This window comes from Flagellimonas cixiensis, assembly GCF_042134615.1.
Taxonomy (GTDB): Bacteria; Bacteroidota; Bacteroidia; order Flavobacteriales; family Flavobacteriaceae; genus Flagellimonas; species Flagellimonas cixiensis.
This window is the reverse complement of record NZ_CP169639.1, coordinates 1,870,239-1,889,501: the sequence shown is the minus strand read 5'-3', so window position 1 is coordinate 1,889,501 and position 19,263 is coordinate 1,870,239. Positions and strand designations below refer to the sequence as shown.

Annotated in this window: 17 protein-coding genes; 5 read left to right on the top strand and 12 right to left on the bottom strand. The window is 40.9% G+C overall.

All coding sequences use genetic code 11. The features are described from left to right. Window positions 1–14 precede the first annotated feature (14 nt). Window positions 15–806 carry a universal stress protein gene (locus ABT310_RS08405; protein WP_375323458.1) on the bottom strand — a complete coding sequence of 264 codons (792 nt, stop codon included), beginning with the start codon at window positions 804–806 and terminating at the stop codon, window positions 15–17. Between the two features lie 194 nt (window positions 807–1,000). On the opposite strand from ABT310_RS08405, the gene ABT310_RS08400 reads away from it, so the two are divergent. From ABT310_RS08400 to ABT310_RS08390, 3 genes are all read left to right on the top strand, one after another. Then, window positions 1,001–1,963 carry an ROK family protein gene (locus tag ABT310_RS08400; RefSeq protein WP_375323457.1) on the top strand — a complete coding sequence of 321 codons (963 nt, stop codon included), beginning with the start codon at window positions 1,001–1,003 and terminating at the stop codon, window positions 1,961–1,963. Between the two features lie 94 nt (window positions 1,964–2,057). Beyond that, window positions 2,058–2,774 (top strand): DUF2490 domain-containing protein, encoded by a 717-nt coding sequence (locus ABT310_RS08395; RefSeq protein WP_375323456.1) that lies wholly within the window; start codon window positions 2,058–2,060, stop codon window positions 2,772–2,774. A 110-nt stretch (window positions 2,775–2,884) separates the two neighbouring features. Further along, entirely contained in the window at window positions 2,885–3,622 is a 738-nt protein-coding gene (locus ABT310_RS08390; RefSeq protein WP_375323455.1) for an energy transducer TonB, read from the top strand. A gap of 58 nt (window positions 3,623–3,680) precedes the next feature. Here the strand turns inward: ABT310_RS08390 and ABT310_RS08385 are convergent, their stop codons facing one another. Both ABT310_RS08385 and ABT310_RS08380 read right to left on the bottom strand, forming a co-directional pair. Beyond that, on the bottom strand, window positions 3,681–4,841 hold the full coding sequence (locus ABT310_RS08385) for a succinylglutamate desuccinylase/aspartoacylase family protein (RefSeq protein ID WP_375323454.1): 1,161 nt from the start codon (window positions 4,839–4,841) through the stop codon (window positions 3,681–3,683). 37 nt (window positions 4,842–4,878) lie between these two features. Next, window positions 4,879–6,723 (bottom strand): CBS domain-containing protein, encoded by a 1,845-nt coding sequence (locus ABT310_RS08380; protein ID WP_375323453.1) that lies wholly within the window; start codon window positions 6,721–6,723, stop codon window positions 4,879–4,881. A 172-nt stretch (window positions 6,724–6,895) separates the two neighbouring features. Between ABT310_RS08380 and hemN the strand changes: the two genes are divergently transcribed. Both hemN and ABT310_RS08370 read left to right on the top strand, forming a co-directional pair. Further along, the gene (gene hemN, locus ABT310_RS08375) at window positions 6,896–8,254 is read left to right on the top strand and encodes an oxygen-independent coproporphyrinogen III oxidase (protein WP_375323452.1); all 1,359 of its coding nucleotides are present in this window, start codon (window positions 6,896–6,898) and stop codon (window positions 8,252–8,254) included. A gap of 18 nt (window positions 8,255–8,272) precedes the next feature. Further along, complete coding sequence (locus tag ABT310_RS08370) at window positions 8,273–9,094, top strand: universal stress protein (RefSeq protein WP_375323451.1); 822 nt, start codon at window positions 8,273–8,275, stop codon at window positions 9,092–9,094. Between the two features lie 90 nt (window positions 9,095–9,184). On the opposite strand, the gene ABT310_RS08365 is transcribed toward ABT310_RS08370, so the two are convergent. The 9 genes from ABT310_RS08365 to ABT310_RS08325 form a co-directional block, all read right to left on the bottom strand. Next, window positions 9,185–10,453, bottom strand: coding sequence for an acetyl-CoA hydrolase/transferase family protein (locus ABT310_RS08365; RefSeq protein ID WP_375323450.1), 1,269 nt, complete (start codon window positions 10,451–10,453; stop codon window positions 9,185–9,187). Between the two features lie 12 nt (window positions 10,454–10,465). Beyond that, window positions 10,466–11,176, bottom strand: coding sequence for a sulfite exporter TauE/SafE family protein (locus ABT310_RS08360; RefSeq protein ID WP_375323449.1), 711 nt, complete (start codon window positions 11,174–11,176; stop codon window positions 10,466–10,468). A 2-nt stretch (window positions 11,177–11,178) separates the two neighbouring features. Beyond that, on the bottom strand, window positions 11,179–11,625 hold the full coding sequence (locus tag ABT310_RS08355; RefSeq protein WP_375323448.1) for a FixH family protein: 447 nt from the start codon (window positions 11,623–11,625) through the stop codon (window positions 11,179–11,181). Window positions 11,626–11,635: 10 nt separating this feature from the next. After that, complete coding sequence (ccoG, locus tag ABT310_RS08350; protein WP_375323447.1) at window positions 11,636–13,045, bottom strand: cytochrome c oxidase accessory protein CcoG; 1,410 nt, start codon at window positions 13,043–13,045, stop codon at window positions 11,636–11,638. A gap of 129 nt (window positions 13,046–13,174) precedes the next feature. Next, window positions 13,175–14,059: a cbb3-type cytochrome c oxidase N-terminal domain-containing protein gene (locus ABT310_RS08345; RefSeq protein WP_375323446.1), complete on the bottom strand. Its 885-nt coding sequence runs from the start codon at window positions 14,057–14,059 to the stop codon at window positions 13,175–13,177. Between the two features lie 4 nt (window positions 14,060–14,063). Then, window positions 14,064–14,252, bottom strand: a complete 189-nt coding sequence (locus ABT310_RS08340) for a CcoQ/FixQ family Cbb3-type cytochrome c oxidase assembly chaperone (protein WP_375323445.1) — start codon at window positions 14,250–14,252, stop codon at window positions 14,064–14,066. Window positions 14,253–14,353: 101 nt separating this feature from the next. Further along, window positions 14,354–16,537, bottom strand: coding sequence for a cytochrome-c oxidase, cbb3-type subunit I (ccoN, locus tag ABT310_RS08335; RefSeq protein WP_375323444.1), 2,184 nt, complete (start codon window positions 16,535–16,537; stop codon window positions 14,354–14,356). Window positions 16,538–16,539: 2 nt separating this feature from the next. Continuing rightward, window positions 16,540–16,749 (bottom strand): cbb3-type cytochrome oxidase assembly protein CcoS, encoded by a 210-nt coding sequence (gene ccoS, locus ABT310_RS08330; protein WP_375323443.1) that lies wholly within the window; start codon window positions 16,747–16,749, stop codon window positions 16,540–16,542. A 69-nt stretch (window positions 16,750–16,818) separates the two neighbouring features. Further along, window positions 16,819–19,194 carry a heavy metal translocating P-type ATPase gene (locus ABT310_RS08325; protein WP_375323442.1) on the bottom strand — a complete coding sequence of 792 codons (2,376 nt, stop codon included), beginning with the start codon at window positions 19,192–19,194 and terminating at the stop codon, window positions 16,819–16,821. Window positions 19,195–19,263: the final 69 nt, after the last annotated feature.

The window sequence follows — 19,263 nt, the reverse complement described above, 5'->3', positions numbered from 1 at the left end:
ATGTGATTATGGTATTAATCCAAGGCCAAAACAGGAACTTCGGAGTGCAGCGTCAACAACATGGTCAATCTGCCCTCGGATGGGGTACTCAGTTCTGCATGGTTTCTTGGCAATATGGTTAAAAGGTCGATTTCCTTTTCTTTGATGTAAGCTAAAATTCCTTCCTCTACATCATCGCTTTTTTTGAAAGCATGGTCTACATAAAAATGCTCCAAGTAATATTCCAATAAATTCTCGTTGGACTCTTTTATGGCATTTTCATCGTAAATGGATTCTTTATAAATGGTGAGCACATGAACTTTTGCGTTGAAAGTTCTGCTCAACACCAAAAGCATTTCAAGTACATTTTTATCATCTATCTTTTCACCTCCCAACACCAACGCAATGCGTTCTGGAGTTTTAACCCCAGTGCCATATGGAATGGAGATTACCGGACAATTGGCCTCTATCACCAATTTAGAAGTATTGGTAATGGCTTCATCGGTGATCTTGTCGCCCATGGTGCCCATCATGATCATATCGGCCTCAGTTTCTTCTTGGGCCGCTAAAATGGTTGGGATAACCTTGCCTACTTTAGTGATCAACTCGGGTGTCACTTTTAATTTTACACCCAAAGCTTCAAAGGTTTTGATGAAATCTTTCTTCAAACCCTTTTCATCAGATTCACTTAAGGGCATAGTACTTACATAAAGGGCCAAAATTTCTATGGAACGTTCTATACCCACAAAATTGACCACATACTCCAGTGCGTTGACCGAAGCTTCAGAGAAATCGAATGGAATTAATATTTTATTTAAACTGCTCATACCTAAAACTTTTAATTGTTTGCTTTTTCACTTTCAAAATTAGAACCGACCAACCATCTAAAACATGATGGAAGTCAGGTTTTTAACTTTACCCTGATATTAGCAAAAATTAAAGCCTTAGAAAAGCATCCTAAGTTATTTTTTTATTCCATTATGGTTATATTTAAAAACCCTAAAATAACACGACTTTTTATATGGATTTAGTAATTGGGATAGATATAGGAGGAACCAAAACCAAAATAGGATTAGTAGATGAAACTGGACATTGCCATGAAAAAACCTTTTTTAGAACACGGGAATACCCCAACCTCAACGAATATCTAGACAAAATTAAATCCACCGCCGACGAGCTTATTGAGCAACTAGGCAAAGAGGTCAATATTATAGGATGTGGCATAGGTGCTCCTAATGCCTCCAGCAAAAATGGCACCATTGAAAGGGCCAGTAATTTGGTATGGAAAGGCAGCGTACCCTTGGTGGAAAAATTAAAAGAACGGATGGACATGCCCATTCGTATTATGAATGATGCCAGTGCTGCGGCCTTGGGAGAAATGTTGTTCGGCGTTGCACAAAACATGACGGATTTTATTGTAATTACCCTCGGCACAGGTTTTGGTGCCGGCATAGTGGCCAACGGAAGATTGATTGATGGCTACGATGGTTTCGCGGGCGAATTGGGCCATGTAGACATGACCATTGGAGATGGACGATTGACCGGGCTTGGCGTTCGCGGTGGATTGGAAGCCTATGTTTCGGCAACAGGCTTAAAAAGAACCATAATGTTTATGCAAAGTAAATATTTGGTAGAAAGTAGGTTTAGAAACATTGCCTATAACGACCTGCATGGAGAGGATATCACCCAAGCCGCCGAAGAGGGGGATGAAATTGCACTGAAGGCGTTCGATTATACGGCCCGAATCATGGCCTTGGCCTTGGCCAATTTTACCGCTTTTACCCAACCCGAAGCTTTTATTCTTATGGGTGGACTTACCAATAGTGGAAAATGGATCATGGATCCACTCGAAAAGTATTTTAATGGGTTCCTATTGGATGTGTACAAGGGCAAAGTAAAGTTGCTACATTCAGGAATGCACGGTAAGGATGCCGCTATTTGCGGGGCAGCGGCACTCATCTGGGAAAATCAAAAAAACGGGTAACAACCAGACTTTTTTTAATTTATGATAAACATCATACTATAAGGCATTTTTTATAAGAAAACTTTGTACTCCAGCAATCCCTAAACAGTAGATTATGGAGTTTGCAAAGTATAACCGTAGACTTCTACTTTGTTGCCTAATTTTCTCAATATCCTCCCGCACACTCCTTCATGCCCAAAATTCTACCGAAAATGAATATGGTGCTTGGTGGATGTTTTGTGGCTCCACCAAAATTCATGAGGATTGGAGCATACCCATCGTAGGCATTTTGCGCTACCATGATTTAATGGATAAATACGCCTTCGGTTTTGTGAGTTCAGGAGTATCCTATAAAATAAGTAAGGCAAGTTCAGTTGAAGGTGGTATTGCTTTTTTAAATTCTACGGCCTACTCAGATTTGTACGACTCTAAAAATTCGACCCAGTTTTGGCTTTATGGATCTTACACACTAAAATCCTATTTAAAAAAAGACCTTATCCTTCAGCGCTTTAGAATAGAAAACAGAAGGTTAATCACCGATGAAAACCCTAAAGTGAACAATAGGTTTCGTTACCGATTGCAATATGTAACCCCCATTTCTGAAAGGCTATATTTTAAAACTTATAACGAGCTATTCCTTAATCTAAAAGGGGATGCCTTTAACCAAAATCGCCTATTTGTGGGAATAGGTCAAAAACTAAACGACCACTTAAAAGTGGAGACGGGATATTTTAACCGACGGTTTTCCAACAGACAAGAGCATATGATCTTATTTGGAATGATTTTTGACATATATATTTACAAAGAAGATTTAGCACTTCTATCAAATTGACGCGTGTATTTTAAGAATTTGATAATTCAGATCAAGATTCAAACCTGATTTTTATCATATTTTTTAAAATGGTTGACATCTACCTTTATCATATATAAATACAAGAAGTCATGAAACCTAAAAAAAACCCAAACGCCGAAATAGGACGCAATAGCAGTCTTTATTTTATGATAGGCCTTACTTCCGTATTGTTTGTTACATGGCAATCCTTGGAAGTAAAGTTCTATGAGCAGGAGACCAAAGTTTCAGAAGTTGCACAATTGACCGATGATCTTAAGGAAGAAGTTCCCATCACTGAAATGATAAAAACCCCTCCACCTCCACCTCCACCATCCGCTCCCGAGGTCATTGAAATTGTGGAGGATGTGGAAGAAGTGGAAGAAACTGTCATACAAAGTACAGAGAGCAGTCAAGAAACCTTTATCGAAGATGCCGTGGTTGCGATAGATGATGTGGTTGTGGAAGAAGAGGAAGAAACCATTGTTGTTCCTTTTGCAGTTATCGAAAACGTTCCTGTTTTTCCGGGTTGTGAAGACTTGGTAAGTCAGGCGGACAAAAAAGCATGTTTTAACGAAAAAGTACAAGAGCACATTAAAAAGAACTTTAAATATCCACCCACTGCTTTAGAGATGCACATTACTGGTAGAGTTTATGTTCAATTTGTGATTGACAAACAAGGCCGGGTAACTGGAATTCAAAAAAGAGGTCCCGACAAGCTTTTGGAAACTGAAGCGGAACGTATCATCGCTTCTTTACCCAAGGTAAAACCGGGTGAACAAAGAGGTAAAGCTGTAAGCGTAAAATACAGCATCCCTATTAACTTTATCATGGGCAATAATGAAGATTGATTGAATTTAGATTATAGATAGCGAAGGGCCCAAGTGAAAGCTTGGGCTTTTTTTATGGTCAAAACCAGGCTGTTTCAACATAATCTTCAGTTTTGGAGGCTCTTTCCCTGTTTTTTATCCGTAAGTGTGTTTCATCTACCTGCCTTGCACGGTATCCCAACAGATGGAAAAACTTTTTGGCAAAAAATCGAGCGATTCTTAAATCTACCACTAAAGTATTCTTGGCACTGGAATCCCATTTAACACCTGGTAAAATCACTATCATATCATCCACCTTGCATCGTCGCAGTTGTTTGGACAACCACAACACAACCCTCGGAATAGGTCGAATAAAATAAAATCCTTCATTGCCTTGTTTTTGATACAATGGCATAAAAATCTGTCGCTGTTGTCTGGTTTGCAATACCATTCCGTTTTCGATGGCCAAATCGGTTCCTTTTGGCACCCATTGAAAATTCACAAAACCTGACTTCATTGTAAAGGTATGATCGGTAGGTATTACATGTTGATGGTATATTTCGTAAAATCGATGCGTTGTGTCACTAGCCTTAAAAATAGCATCGTAATGCTGTTTTTTGACCTTTTCATCCTGTGGAATGGCTTGCGTGAGCATCAATGAATACCAAATAAAATCGATACAGGTTTCCACTGCTTTTGGATCATCATGTTGCCCGCTTTCAAATCCCAAGGATACATAACCCAATTCATTGATGTGACTCAAAAGGGCACCGTGCAAGTATTCTTCAATCCCTAAAATAATCGGTAAGGGGTAATTGGATGCATACTTACGGTTCAACAGACTATCGTTCAACACCATAAAAGGGGTCGTATCACTTGATGTGGTATGCAGGTCTAAGAAATAAAAAGGGGGGTGCTCCATTTCTAAAATCTCCCTGATCAACAAGTACAATTTTTTTAGTTCCAGCTCTTCGGGATGTTGTAGCGTTTCCTCTTTGAGTATCCGATGGATCCTATCTGGAAACCATATGCGATTAAAGTCTTCTTTTTGAAACCTCATTTTATGTTCTAGGGCACCAAGATTTCCGGAAAGCCCATATACACTCCCTCGAACGGGTATTTTTTTGGTTCTTATCTCATTAAACACATGTCTTAAAGCCAAAACACCCGCTGGTTCGTTACCATGAATTCCACCAAAGAACACTACGGTCGGCCCACTTTTTTCACCTTTTATATGATCAATGACCCTCTTAACCTTCATTCCTTTTTTCCTTCGTTGCCTGTTGCATCATCTGTAATTATAAATCCACTTTACTTACGATGCCCACCACATGGGTATCCACCAAAACGGGTAAACAACCTATGTGATGTTCCTGCATTATTTTTTTGGCTTCCTCTATCTCGGTTTTAGGTTCGACCGTAAAAACATCCTTGATCATTATGTCCGAGACTCTCGCACCATTTTGACTCATGGTCCCCAATCGTTCAATATGGGTCCATGTTAAAAGCCCAACCAATTCCCCTTGCCCATTTTCTACAGGCAAATGATGAATATTGTTCCATTTCATAATGGCAATGGCTAGGTTGGCATAATCATCTTCGTAGAGTTTCATGAGTTTGGTGGACATGACCTGGCCCACCCATTTAAACCCTTCGGTGGTTTCGGCCATACTTCCAATCGATTTCCATTGATGTACAGGTTTTTCCGTTTCTTGGTTTTTGCTCATGGCTTTGGTCAATTGTACAATGGCACTGTCCAATTTCATTTGCTTGCGAAGCGTCCTAAAGTTTTTGACTTGCCATTCTGCCCCGGTTCCTTTTTTGGTGCGTTGGGCAATTATCTTAAGTAAGCGCTCAATATCCTGCTCGTTCACACCATATTTTCTTAACCCTTCATGAGCGATGGGCAACAGCTCTTCCAAAACCATTTTCTTGGCCGTTATGGCTTTATCTTTCCAAGTAAACATAGCCTGTCTGCCGTTGGTAGCCGCGCGTAAAAAATTCAATTTGGCTTCTTTAAAGTCCATTTGGGATGGCATATCATCAAACTTTTTGGGTCTGCCTGCCATTAAGCCTATCCAAAACGCAAAGTTGGCCATTTCATCAATCACGGTAGGGCCAGATGGAATGTATCTGTTCTCAATTCGAAGATGGGGTTTACCATTCCCGACTCCATAGCAGGGTCGGTTCCAACGGTACACAGTGCTATTAAAAAGACTGAGTGCCTCCAATTTGGGCACCACCCCGCGGTCTAGAAGCTCGAGTGCATTTTGATGGATGGGCTTGGTCAATAAAATTCTATGGGTTGAAATGTCTTGTTTGAATATTTCCGCTACAGAATGTTTCTGCCAACGCTCCCCAAAACCAACCCTGGCCACTTGTTCCTTAACAGCCTTGGTCCATTTGCGGGTATCCATACTTTGCTGAAACAGCGCAATGCGGGTCTCGTTCCACAGTTCCCTGCCCAAGAGCAATGGTGAATTACAACAAGCACTTAAAACAGGACCAGAAATGGCCTGTGCCCAATTATAGCTTTTGACAAAATCGTCTGGCCGTATTTGTAGATGCAATTGAAAACTGGTGTTACAGGCTTCAAACAAGATCGAATCGTGGTGCAGGGAAAGTTCGTCCACTCCCTTTATCCTAACAGAAAAATCATCGCCCCGCCATTTGCGCAGCACATCGTTAATTCGATAATATCTCGGAATTGGGGTCATAAAATCCATCCCCAGTTCATCTTTACTGATGGATGGCAGTATCCCTGTTAAAATAATTTTGGCATCAAATGCACTTGAGGTCTTTTTTACTTTGCGCAACAATCCCCTCAATTGTTCCTCCATGTCTGTAAAGCAACCAGCTTCCAAAGTTAAGGGGTCTAGATTGGCCTCTAGATTGTATTTGGCAAATTCAGTGGTAAAATGGGAATCGTCCACTGCTTTCAAAACTTCCAAGGAAATAGGCGCGGGCCTGTAATCGGAATTGACCAAGCACATTTCTTGCTCTGCCCCAATTCGGACAATATCATCCTCAATCATCCCCTTTTTAATCATGAGCTCCAAGGCCCGAATATCATCAATAAGATGTTGAACAAAAGCCTTTCGCTCTTGCTCATCAAAAGTACTGGAAGTAACATGTTCTCCCATGGGACATCAATTTTATACATTGGCCTAACTTGTTAAATGTACAATGAACCCAAGTCCAAAAAAATGACGAATGTCATTTATTGAACTCCATTTAGGACCAATCCTGACAATTGTCATATTTTTTGAGCAAACGCTAAGATACCTTTGACCTATAATGTAATGGTATGCAGCTATGTGTGAATTAACCCAAAAATACAACGTCCCAGGCCCCCGCTATACGAGCTACCCTACTGTACCGTATTGGGATTTAGATAGTTTCACTGGAAAAAAATGGAAATCCAGCGTGCTTAAAACTTTTCAGGAAAACCCGAAGGAGGGAATCAGTTTATATATCCATCTCCCTTTTTGCGAAAATATGTGCACCTTTTGCGGTTGCCATAAACGCATCACCAAAAGGCATGAGGTGGAAAGACCCTATATCAATGCCGTGTTGAAAGAATGGGAGCTATATTGCAACCTTTTGGAGACTAGACCCTTAATAAAGGAACTTCATTTAGGAGGTGGAACCCCGACATTTTTCTCACCAGAAAACCTAAAAATCCTTGTTGAAGGCATTCTTAGATCCGGAAGAGTGGCCGAAACACATGATTTTAGTTTTGAAGGTCATCCGAACAATACCACCAAGGCCCATTTGCAAACATTGTTCGATGTTGGCTTTAGAAAAGTTTCTTTTGGAGTGCAGGACTACAACTTAACCGTACAAAGGGCCATCAACAGGATTCAACCTTTTGAAAATGTAAAAAATGTCACCGATTGGGCCCGAGAAATTGGGTACACATCGGTTGGTCACGATATTATTTATGGTTTGCCTTTTCAAGATTGTGCGAATGTTGAAGAAACTTTGATTAAAACAAAAGCTATTCAACCCGATAGAATTGCCTTTTACAGCTATGCCCATGTGCCTTGGCTAAAAGGAAACGGACAACGTGGGTATAAAGATTCGGACCTTCCATCTTCTGTGGTGAAGAAAGCCCAGTATGAAATGGGAAAAAGAATGCTTACCGAGTTTGGTTATAAAGATGTGGGCATGGACCATTTTGCTTTGCCAACGGATAATTTGTACAGAGCACTTGTACAGGGAACCCTGCACAGGAACTTTATGGGTTACACGCCTTATAAAACCAACCTGATGATTGGTTTGGGAGCATCGAGCATCAGTGATAGCTGGTACGGGTTTGCCCAAAACGTAAAAAATGTGGAAGAGTATGAAAATTTGGTTTCCCAAGGGGTTATTCCTATTTTTAGAGGACATATTCTGAATCTGGAAGATCAAATCATAAGAAAACATATTCTCGACATCATGTGTCAATTTGAAACCACATGGTCCACCGAGGAAGAACAAGAAGTTGACTTTTCCAACATTTTGGAAAACCTTTCGGAATTAGAAGCTGATGAATTGGTGGAAACCAGCACTAAATCCATTAAAGTGACCGATAAAGGAAGACCTTTTGTTAGAAACATCAGCATGGCTTTTGATCTTAAATTACATCGTAAGAAACCAAATACCCGAATTTTTTCCATGACCGTTTAACCTAAAAAAACAAACACAATGAAAAGTATAATCGTACCCGTTGATTTTTCAAATCAATCTGAAAAAGCACTCAAGGTAGCTGCCTCCTTGGCCAAAAAAAATGGCGCGGACCTAATGGTACTCCATATGTTGGAACTTTCTCCAGCGATAATGGGAGAATCTGGCTATATTTCCCAAGAGCAAGTGGTTCACCTTATTAAACTGGGTGAAAAACGATTTAGTGAATTTTTGAACAAACCCTATTTAGAGGACATCAATGTTGTTCCTGTAATCAAACACTATAAAGTGTTCAGTGAAGTAAACGAAGTGGCCGAAAAGCATAAAGCTGACCTTATAGTAATGGGCTCGAATGGTGCCGATGGCCTTCAAGAAATCTTTATAGGTTCCAACACCGAGCGTGTGGTGAGAACCTCAGATGTTCCAGTGTTGGTCATCAAAGGAGATAATGATAATTTCAATCCTGAACATTTTGTTTTTGCTTGTGATTTTGAGGAAGAGAGCGTTCCGGCACTTCAAAAGGCAAAAGAAATGTCCGATTTATTGGGCTCCAAATTACACTTGGTGTACATCAACACTCCAGGTGATGAATTTTTAAGCACCGAGGATGCCTACGATAAGATCTCTAAGTTTTTACATACCGCAGGATTAGGATTGGAAGTAGAAATCTACAATGATTACACTGTAGAGAAAGGTGTTTTGAATTTTAGCGATAAAATCGCTGCAGACTTAATCGGAATCCCGACCCACGGCAGAAGAGGCTTGTCCCACTTCTTTATGGGCAGTATTGGCGAGGATATTGCCAACCATTCCGAGGCGCCTGTTATTACCTTTAAAATTTAATTTGAATTGCATTTTAATTGGTTTCATGTGATTCAAAAAAGGGAGCAAATTAATTTTTGCTCCCTTTTTTTATTGGTTAGATTCTGATTGTTAACCATGAAACCTTTCGTAGGCGGCTTTTTCCAATGCTTCCCTATGATCTGGATGCGCAATGGAAATCAAAGCTTTTGCCCGTTGTTGTAAATTTTTACCAAATAGGTTGACCACTCCAAATTCTGTGGCCACATAATGCATATGTGCCCTGGTGGTGGTCACTCCTGCTCCTTGTTTTAAAAATGGGGTGATTTTGGAAACGCCTTTTTTGGTGGTGGATGACATGGCTATTATCGGTTTACCTCCTTTGGAAAGCGAAGCGCCCCTCATAAAATCCATTTGTCCGCCAACTCCAGAGAATTGGTAACCGCCAATGGTATCAGCACAAACTTGTCCTGTCAAATCAATTTCAATGGCACTGTTAATGGCGGTTGCCTTTGGGTTTCTTCTGATTCGAGCTGTATCGTTTGTATACCCAGAGTCTCTAAAATCACAAATGGGGTTGTCATCTATAAAGTCATATAGTTTTCGAGATCCCACTGCAAAACAGCTCACGATCTTGCCCCTTTTCACTGCTTTTTCCTTACCATTGATCACTCCACTTTCCAATAAGGGTAATACCCCGTCAGAAAACATTTCGGTATGGATCCCCAAGTTTTTATGGTTGCCCAAGTTGGACAAAACGGCATTGGGAATGTTACCGATTCCCATTTGAAGGGTAGCTCCATCCTCAATCAAAGAGGCTACGTGTCTTCCAATTTCATGTTCGATTTCGGAAATTTCAGTGGGGTTATGCTCATGGATATGTCTGTTCACTTCGATGGCATATTCAATGTCATCAATATGTACAATTCCCGTACCATGTGTTCTGGGTACTTGCGGATTAATCTGTGCCACAATTTTTTTTGCTGTTCTTACCGCTGGCAATGCAACATCCACAGAGACCCCCAAGGAACAATAGCCATGTTTATCCGGTGGGGAAACTTGCACGAATGCCACATCCAACGGAAGGTATTCATCGGCAAACAACCAAGGTATCTCACTCAAAAACACTGGGATATAATCACCCATATAGGTGTTCACAAAGGGTCTAACGTTGCCTCCCACAAAACACGCGTTCAGGGTAAAGGCTTCGCAATACGGTTTGCGGGTATATTTTGCATCCCCTTCGGTATGAATGGAAATGATTTCTACATTCTTTAGTTCGTTGTGTCGCTCGCAGAGACCATCAATCAATTCGTTTGGGGTCATTGCTGCTCCTTGAAAAAACACTCTATCCCCAGAATTTACGATTCCTACTGCTTCTTCAACTGTTGTTATTTTCACTTTGATTTAATTTTAAGGTTGATGGCATTCAATGGTGGCCGTTACCGAGTCGGTGGCCATAGCTTTGGGTGATACGTACGGAATACCCAATCCAAGACCTCTAACAATAAACAAAACACCAATGATCACCACAAAAACGGGTATTAATTTTCTGAACTTACTTTTTATGGAACTACCCAATATTCCTTTGGAATAAACTACTAAAGACATTAGGGGTACGGTGCCCAATCCGAACAACATCATGTACAATCCGCCTTGCAATGGATTTCCCATGGCTATGGCTCCTAAAAGGGCCATATAAACCAAACCACAGGGTAAAAAACCATTCAAAAAACCAATGGTCAAAAAGGCATCTGGTGTTTTTTTCTTTAGTTCTGCCCCTAGTTTAGATTTTACTTTTCCCAATATGGAGTACACGGGGGTTAAAAATTTATGGCCATTCAGATATTTGGTCGGATTCAACACCAGTAAAATCATTAGTATTCCGATTCCAATGGAAAGTTTCTGCTGGATTCCGAAAAGGGCCAAGCCCTTGCCTAAAAATCCGAATAGCATACCGATAATTCCATAGGCCAACAACCGACCAAAATGATAAATGGACAGCTGCACGGTCTTTTTGGTCATATTGCTTTGGTCCAAGGGCAACATAAAGGCAATGGGGCCACACATGCCCAAGCAGTGCAAGCTTCCCAACAATCCCAAAACCAAAGCTGATGTAACCATGATCAGTACACTAATTTTTGTTTATGTAAAAATGGCTTACCTTCATATTCCCAACTAATGGAAATATCCCAGCGACCGTCTACCAAGCGATTGTCAGGTATGAGCAAATGTGTTTTGGACAAACTTATAGGAAAGTTAGAATCCAAGTGCTTGTTAGACGGTCTATAAAGGGACACTATTCCGGTAATCTTTTTTGGGTCGTATTGCTCAGGAAAATAAATGACCAAACCTTCATCCGTTTGCTCTACTTTGAGTTCTGCTCCTGCCTCTGAGGCGGACTTTGAGGCATCTATTTCCTGTTGATAGGACAATTCTTTTCTATAATATTCTTCGGTAACCAAGTCGTGATTGGCCCTGTCATCTGTGCTCATGCGCACTACAAAGTATAGGATAAAGGCAATGAAGCCAATAAATGCCAATACGATTCCTGTTCCCCAATTTATCTTCATCTCTTTGTCTTTAATTATAGCTTCTGGGTGCCAAAAACTGTGTTATTGTGATTTCAATGAGTTTGTCTCCACTGTACACCCCTATTTTTAATTTATCCTTATCGCCGTTAAGTGCCGAAGCATTGATCTCGATGAACAAGGTGCCTTCCACCAATTGCTCTGCTGGAATGGTGAACTTATCCAAAGACACCATTTTGATCTCTCCAGGATGCGACATCAGCTCAAAGGAGACATTTTCTATATCCTTTGTGGTTTTGTTCAGTAACTTATAGGTGTATACGTTACTGATGATGTTATTTTCTTTTCTTTCATAAAGTTGTCCTGGTAAACGCAGCACATTGGCCTCTACCTCGTTCCTCATGAAGAGCATTCCGATCAATATACCGATCAACACCACTAGTACGGCTGTGTAACCTTTCATTCGAGCGGTGAACTTGAACTTATTCTTATGGTTTATCTCATCTTCGCTTGCATATCTTATTAAACCTTTGGGTTTGCTGATGCTTTCCATAATATGGTCGCACTCATCAATACAAGCGGTACAGTTTACACATTCCAACTGTGTTCCGTTACGGATATCGATTCCTGTAGGACAAACATTTACGCATTGAAAACAGTCGATACAATCCCCATGACCCAAAGCGTCACGATCTTCATTTTTCCTGAACTTTTTGCGTCCGTTCTCCCCTTCACCACGTTTATGGTCGTACGCCACCACTATAGACTTATTGTCGAGCAAAACGCCTTGCAATCTTCCATATGGACAAGCAATAATGCACACCTGCTCCCTAAACCATGCAAAGATGAAATAGAATACCGCTGTAAAAATCAACAAGGGAATCATGGTGCTCACATGGGCCATGGGCCCATCGGTTATGTAGGCCAACAGCTGGTCACTTCCAATTAAATAGGCTAAAAAAACATTGGCAATAAAGAACGAGATAAGAAAAAAGATGCTCCATTTCAACAATCGTTTTCTAATTTTCTTTCCAGTCCAAGGTGCTTTGTTCAATCGCATCTGGGCACCCCTATCACCATCAATCCAAAATTCAATCCTACGGAAAACCATTTCTAAAAAAATGGTCTGTGGACACATCCACCCGCAAAAAATTCTACCATACGCCACCGTAAACAATGCAATGAATATAATCCCAATGATCATGGAAATTACGACCAAATGAAAATCTTGGGGCCAAAATGGAAATCCGAATATATTGAAACGCCGTTCGAGCACATTGAACAATAGAAACTGATGTCCTTGAATTTTGATAAAAGGGGACGCTATCAAAAAAAGCAGCAAAAAGTAGCTTACATACTTACGGTAGTTATAATAACGTCCGCTGGGCTTTTTGGGAAAAATCCAATTCCTTTTACCTTCTTCTGTGATTGTGCCTATGGAATCCCTAAAATTCTCTTCCATCGCATTTGTGGTTTATGGATAAATGTCTGTTGTCTGGCGCTTAAAAAAGACTTAATCCATGGCAACTTTTGTTAAACCTAAGGGTTACACTTACGGGTAAGCATAAGCCTTAGATTCGGTTTTGTTTGTTTATTGTGCATCGGGGTCTTGCCATAGATCTCCTTCGGCTTCTTTTGGGTTTGCTGGTGTTGTTCCGCCCAAAGTGACCACATAACTTGCCACCTGCGCAATTTCTGCTGGTTTTAAGCTTTGCTTCCAAGCTATCATACCCTTACCAGCTCTTCCTCCTTCGGATATGGTATTGAACACATTTTTGATGCCCCCTCCCAAAATCCAATAGTCATCTGTTAAGTTGGGGCCGATCCCTCCTCCACCATCTGCCATGTGGCATGCCACGCAATTGGTTTGAAAAATGGATTCCCCTGCACTTAAATCAGAGGCATCTGTCAGTAACTCTACCGTATTTACATCCACTAAATCCTTAGCAGTTCTTTTATACTCTTCAATCTCAATCTTGGCAGCGGCTACTTGTTGCTCGTATTCCTCAGCTTGGTCATAATCTCCAAAAATGTGGAAACGTGCCAAATAGATTACCGCAAATACAATGGTCAAATAAAACATATATACCCACCATGGTGGAAGTACATTGTCCAACTCACGAATACCATCGTAATTGTGGTCTAGAATAATTTCCTCCTCTTTTTCTATGGCTTTGGTACGGGTCAACTTTTTCATCAAGTTTTTCGCCCAGGTCCATTCGTACTTTTTGGAATTTGCTTCCAAATAGCGCTCCTTGCCCTCTTCAGTAAGGGTTTGGAACATGATATTTTCGATGGAAGCCAAAATAAGCTCTATGGCTATTAAAATCATCAACACCAACAACAAGAAAAACTGTGTAATGGGATATTCTATGATTGCGGGTTTATCTCCAGAGTCAATAAAAAATTCCATCAATCCGAAGATCAAGAAGAATAAAACGGGGACACGAATCCACCAAGGTGTTTTAGTACTCATAATTTTATAGTTTGTTTTGTTGATCGTTGTTATCCAAAGGCAATTCCCCCATTTCTTTGATGTGCTCCTTGGTAGCGGTTAAAACCCACCAGAAAAGCAATACAAAGAACAAGAAGAATATCATGAGCGAAATCATCGGGTAGTTGGCGATCCCTTCGATGCTCTCCATATGATTTTTTATAAATTTCATCATGGTTTGTTAGATTTTAGATTATTGAGACAAGAACCAAGACGTTGAAGTCTTACCACATAATGTCCTGATGCTTGGTTCTTATTTCATAATTCCCGTTTTCTTTAGTCTTCTGCTTCAACAATTTTGATGTCGGTTCCCAATCGTTGCAAATAAGCAATCAAGGAAACAATTTCTCTGTCGCGCATTTCTACAAAGTCCTGACCGTTTTCTGCGGCGAACTTTTTATCAGCTTCGTAAGTTCTTTCGAACTCTGGGTCTGCGTACAAATTCTTCTCAATTTGTTCGGCTTGTGCTGCCATGGACGCCGGTGCGTTGGCAATGTCCTCTTCGGTATAGGGAACTCCCAATTTCCCCATAGCTTCCATTTTGGCCTGCACATCACTTCTATCATGCTTACTGGTCACCAACCATTCATACGATGGCATGATGGAACCTGCCGATGTGCTTTGTGGATCATACATGTGGTTCAGGTGCCAATTGTCGGAGTATTTACCGCCCACACGCAACAAGTCGGGGCCAGTACGCTTACTACCCCACAAGAATGGGTGATCGTAAACAAACTCTCCCGCTTTGGCGTACTCACCATAGCGTTCCACTTCACTACGGAACGGTCTGATCATTTGGGAGTGACAGCCTACACAACCTTCCCTAATGTAAAGGTCACGACCTTCCAACTCCAAAGGTGTATATGGTTTTACACTGGTGATGGTCGGTATGTTGGATTTCACCAAAATGGTGGGCACAATCTGAATGACACCTCCTATTAAAATAGCGATGGTTGCCAAAATGGTCAGTTGTACTGGTTTTCTTTCCAACCAATTGTGGAAGGTCTCACCAGCCACTCTTCTTTTGGACACTCTTGCCAATGCTGGTGCTTCGGCCAATTCATCTTCAACTTTGCTGCCCGACTTAATGGTTTTCACAATATTGTACAGCAATACGAACATTCCCAAGATGTACAAGCTACCTCCAATGGCCCTCATCCAGTACATAGGAATGATCTGCGATACGGTTTCCAAGAAGTTACCATACACCAAAGTACCATCTGGGTTAAATTCTTTCCACATTAACGCTTGGGTAAAGCCGGCCACGTACATTGGAAGCGCATAAAGCACGATACCTAAGGTTCCTATCCAGAAGTGAAGGTTGGCCAATTTTTTGGAGTAGAGTTCCGTTTTGAACATTCTTGGCACCAACCAATAGATCATTCCAAAGGTCATGAATCCGTTCCAAGCCAAAGCCCCAACGTGAACGTGGGCAATGATCCAGTCACTAAAGTGCGCAATGGCGTTTACGTTTTTCAAGGATAACATGGGGCCCTCAAAAGTGGCCATACCGTAACCTGTAATGGCCACTACCATAAATTTTAGCGTGGCATCGGTTCTAACTTTGTCCCAAACGCCACGAAGGGTCAACAGACCATTGATCATACCACCCCAAGATGGTGCAATCAACATAATGGAGAACACTACCCCTAGGTTCTGTGCCCAGTCTGGCAATGAAGAATACAACAAGTGGTGGGGTCCTGCCCAGATATAGATAAAAATCAATGACCAAAAGTGGACAATGGACAATCTATAGGAATAAATAGGACGGTTAGCCGCTTTTGGCACAAAATAGTACATTAAACCTAAGAACGGTGTGGTCAAGAAAAATGCAACCGCATTGTGACCATACCACCATTGTACCAAGGCATCTTGCACCCCTGCGTACACCGAATAACTTTTAAGTGCGGTAACCGGAAGTTCTAAACTGTTGAAAATGTGAAGTACTGCTACGGTAACGAATGTTGCCAAGTAGAACCAAATGGCCACATATAAATGTCGTTGCCTTCTTTTTAAAATGGTACCGATCATGTTCCATCCAAACACCACCCAAACGACTGCAATGGCTAAATCGATAGGCCATTCCAATTCTGCATATTCTTTAGATGTCGTGTATCCCAAAGGCAAGGTCAACGCAGCGGCCACAATGATCAATTGCCAGCCCCAAAAGTTAATGTTGCTCAGTGCATCGCTGAACATTCTCGCTTTTAATAAGCGTTGCAGCGAATAATACACCCCTGCAAAAATGGCATTACCCACAAATGCAAAAATCACGGCATTGGTGTGCAAGGGACGTAAACGTCCAAAACTTAGCCATGAAATACCCTCGGTTAAATTGGGAAACAGGAACATAAAGGCCAACAATAGCCCTACTGCCATACCCACCACGCCCCAAAGTATGGTGGCGTATAAGAACTTTTGCACGATTTTGTTATCGTAGCTAAACTGTTGTATTTCCATATTTATTGGTTTGTACTTTGAGTTTGTTTGATTTTATCTGTATTTGTATTAGAAGATTTTTTATCGGGCACCACCTCATCCTCAAATAGCATTCGCACCGATGGTGTATAGGTATCATCGTACTGTCCGCTTTTCACCGAAAAAATAAAGGCTAAAAAAAAGACTATAGCCACGGTTATGCTAATGGCCAGCAACACATAAATTACACTCATACCTTTTGTAATTTGGGGTTAAAACTACTGTGATGATATCCTTCAAAAAATGACATATATCAGCTTTATTTAATTTTTTAATCCTTTCCCAATATAATTGGTGGCCAGTGTGGCAAACACCACAATACTAATGGAACTCAACGGCATTAAAATAGCCGCGATCACAGGTTGCAATTGTCCCGTAACCGCAAAATAGAGCCCCACAATATTGTAACACAGGGACAGGATAAAACTCAATTTTATGATTGAAATGCTTTTACCGCACAGATTTATAAACTTGGGAAGGGACTGCATTTTAGAAGCATCCAAAATACCATCACAGGCAGGTGAAAACACATTGATGTTTTCTGAAACCGCCAAGCCGACGTCGCTTTGGGCCAAGGCACCGGCATCATTTAACCCATCGCCCACCATTAAAACACTATGGTTCTGCTGCAAATTTTTGATGAAGTCCAGTTTGTCTTCCGGTTTTTGGTTGAAAAGCATTTGGGTATCTTCTGGAAGTATTTGTTCCAGTTGGCTACGCTCACCATCATTGTCACCCGAAAGTATTCCGAGTTTTAAATGTCCTTTTAATGCTTCGAAAATTTGACCTACGCCTTGCCTGTAACTATTCTTAAAAACAAACCGCCCCTTTACATCTTCATCGGCGCTTATATAAACTGCGGTATTGGTGACACTGGTTGATCTTTCACTTCCCACATAAGCGGCAGAACCCACTTTTATGGAATGCTCGTTCGCTTTTCCCACAATTCCCTTTCCGGTGTGCTCTTCAAACTCGTCCAAGGTCATGATGGCATTGGATTGTAAAATAGTATATAGGGAGCGGCTCAAAGGGTGGTTTGAAGCTCTCAAGGTTGTTTTCAAAAGCGCCTTTTCCGGTTCACTCAAGGCAATGCCTTCATAATAAATAGCATCTTTCTGACTTGTGGTAAGGGTTCCTGTTTTATCGAAAATGGCAGTATCTATTTTGGCCAGCCTTTCAATTACATTGGTGTTCTTGAGATAAAATTTATGTTTCCCAAAAATTCGGAGCATATTTCCTAAGGTAAATGGGGCTGCCAATGCAATGGCGCATGGGCAAGCAATAATCAACACTGCAGTGAATACATTCAATGCCATGCCTGGGTCAACCACCAACCAATACATCGTTGCCAAGGAGGCGATGGTCAAAACCGCCATGGTAAATCGTCGACCAATACTATCGGTTAAGGTTTGAAATTGACTCGCTTTATCTTTTGTGAATACGGAATTGCCCCATAATTGGGTGAGGTAACTTTGGGAAACGGTCTTGAGAACCTCAACTTCAAGAACTCCTGACAATTGTTTACCTCCTGCAAATAATTTTTCGCCCGATTTTTTTGTCACCGGTTCCGATTCACCCGTCACAAAACTGTAATCGATTTCGGCAGTGCCTTTGATCAGAATGCAATCCACTGGAATAATCTCCTGGCTCCGCACCAAAATTCTATCCCCTACATTAATATTGTAAATCTGTACATTTTCTTCCTTACCTTCTTTTTCCAATCGGGTAACTGCAATGGGAAAATAGGATTTGTAATCTCTTTCAAAAGAGAGATAGGCGTAGGTTTTTTGTTGAAAGAATTTCCCCAACAACAAGAAAAAGACCAAACCGGTAAGGCTATCGAAGAAACCAGAACCCAAATCGAAGATGATATCTGCTGTGCTTCTCACAAAAAGGGTGAAGATTCCCAAGGCAATTGGCACATCAATATTCAGCATTTTGGAGCGAATGCCTTTATAGGCTGATATGAAATAATCCTTCCCGGCATAAAACACAACTGGAATGGAAAAAGCAAACATCAACCAACGGAAAACATGTTTGTATTGGTCCAACCAAAATTCTTCAACTTCAAAATATTCTGGGAAAGACAACAGCATTACGTTGCCAAAGGCAAAACCTGCAACGCCCAATTTATAAATGAGTGAACGGTCTACCTTATTTTTCTTTTTATCGAACTCTTCTAAAGAGATATAGGGCTCGTAACCGATACTGCTCAACAATAGCACCAGTGATTTTAATGAAAAATCATGGGTTTTATAGGTGACACGAATGGTCTTTTTTGGAAAGTCGACCTGCGAAACCGTTATGGATGGATGCAGTCGGTTCAAATTTTCCAACACCCAAATACATGAGCTACAATGAATGGAAGGAATACTTAACCCAACAACCTGAACTCCTTCTTCATCAAACTCCACTAATTGCTTTACAATTTCTTGATTGTCCAAAAAATCGTATTTCTTGCGAATCTCGTTAGGTGTTGTCCCAGCCTTTGCCTCTATTTCATAATAGGCGGAAAGACCATTGGATGTGAAAATCTCATACACTGTTTTGCAACCGTGACAGCAGAAACTTTTTTCATCAAAACCTACCCCTTTCTCGCCGCAATCGCCGCCGCAGTGGTAACAGGTTGTGTTTGTCATTTACATTTGCTTTACCTAATGCAAATATGTTATAGTCATTCCCTTAAAAATATGATATTTATCAGTAAA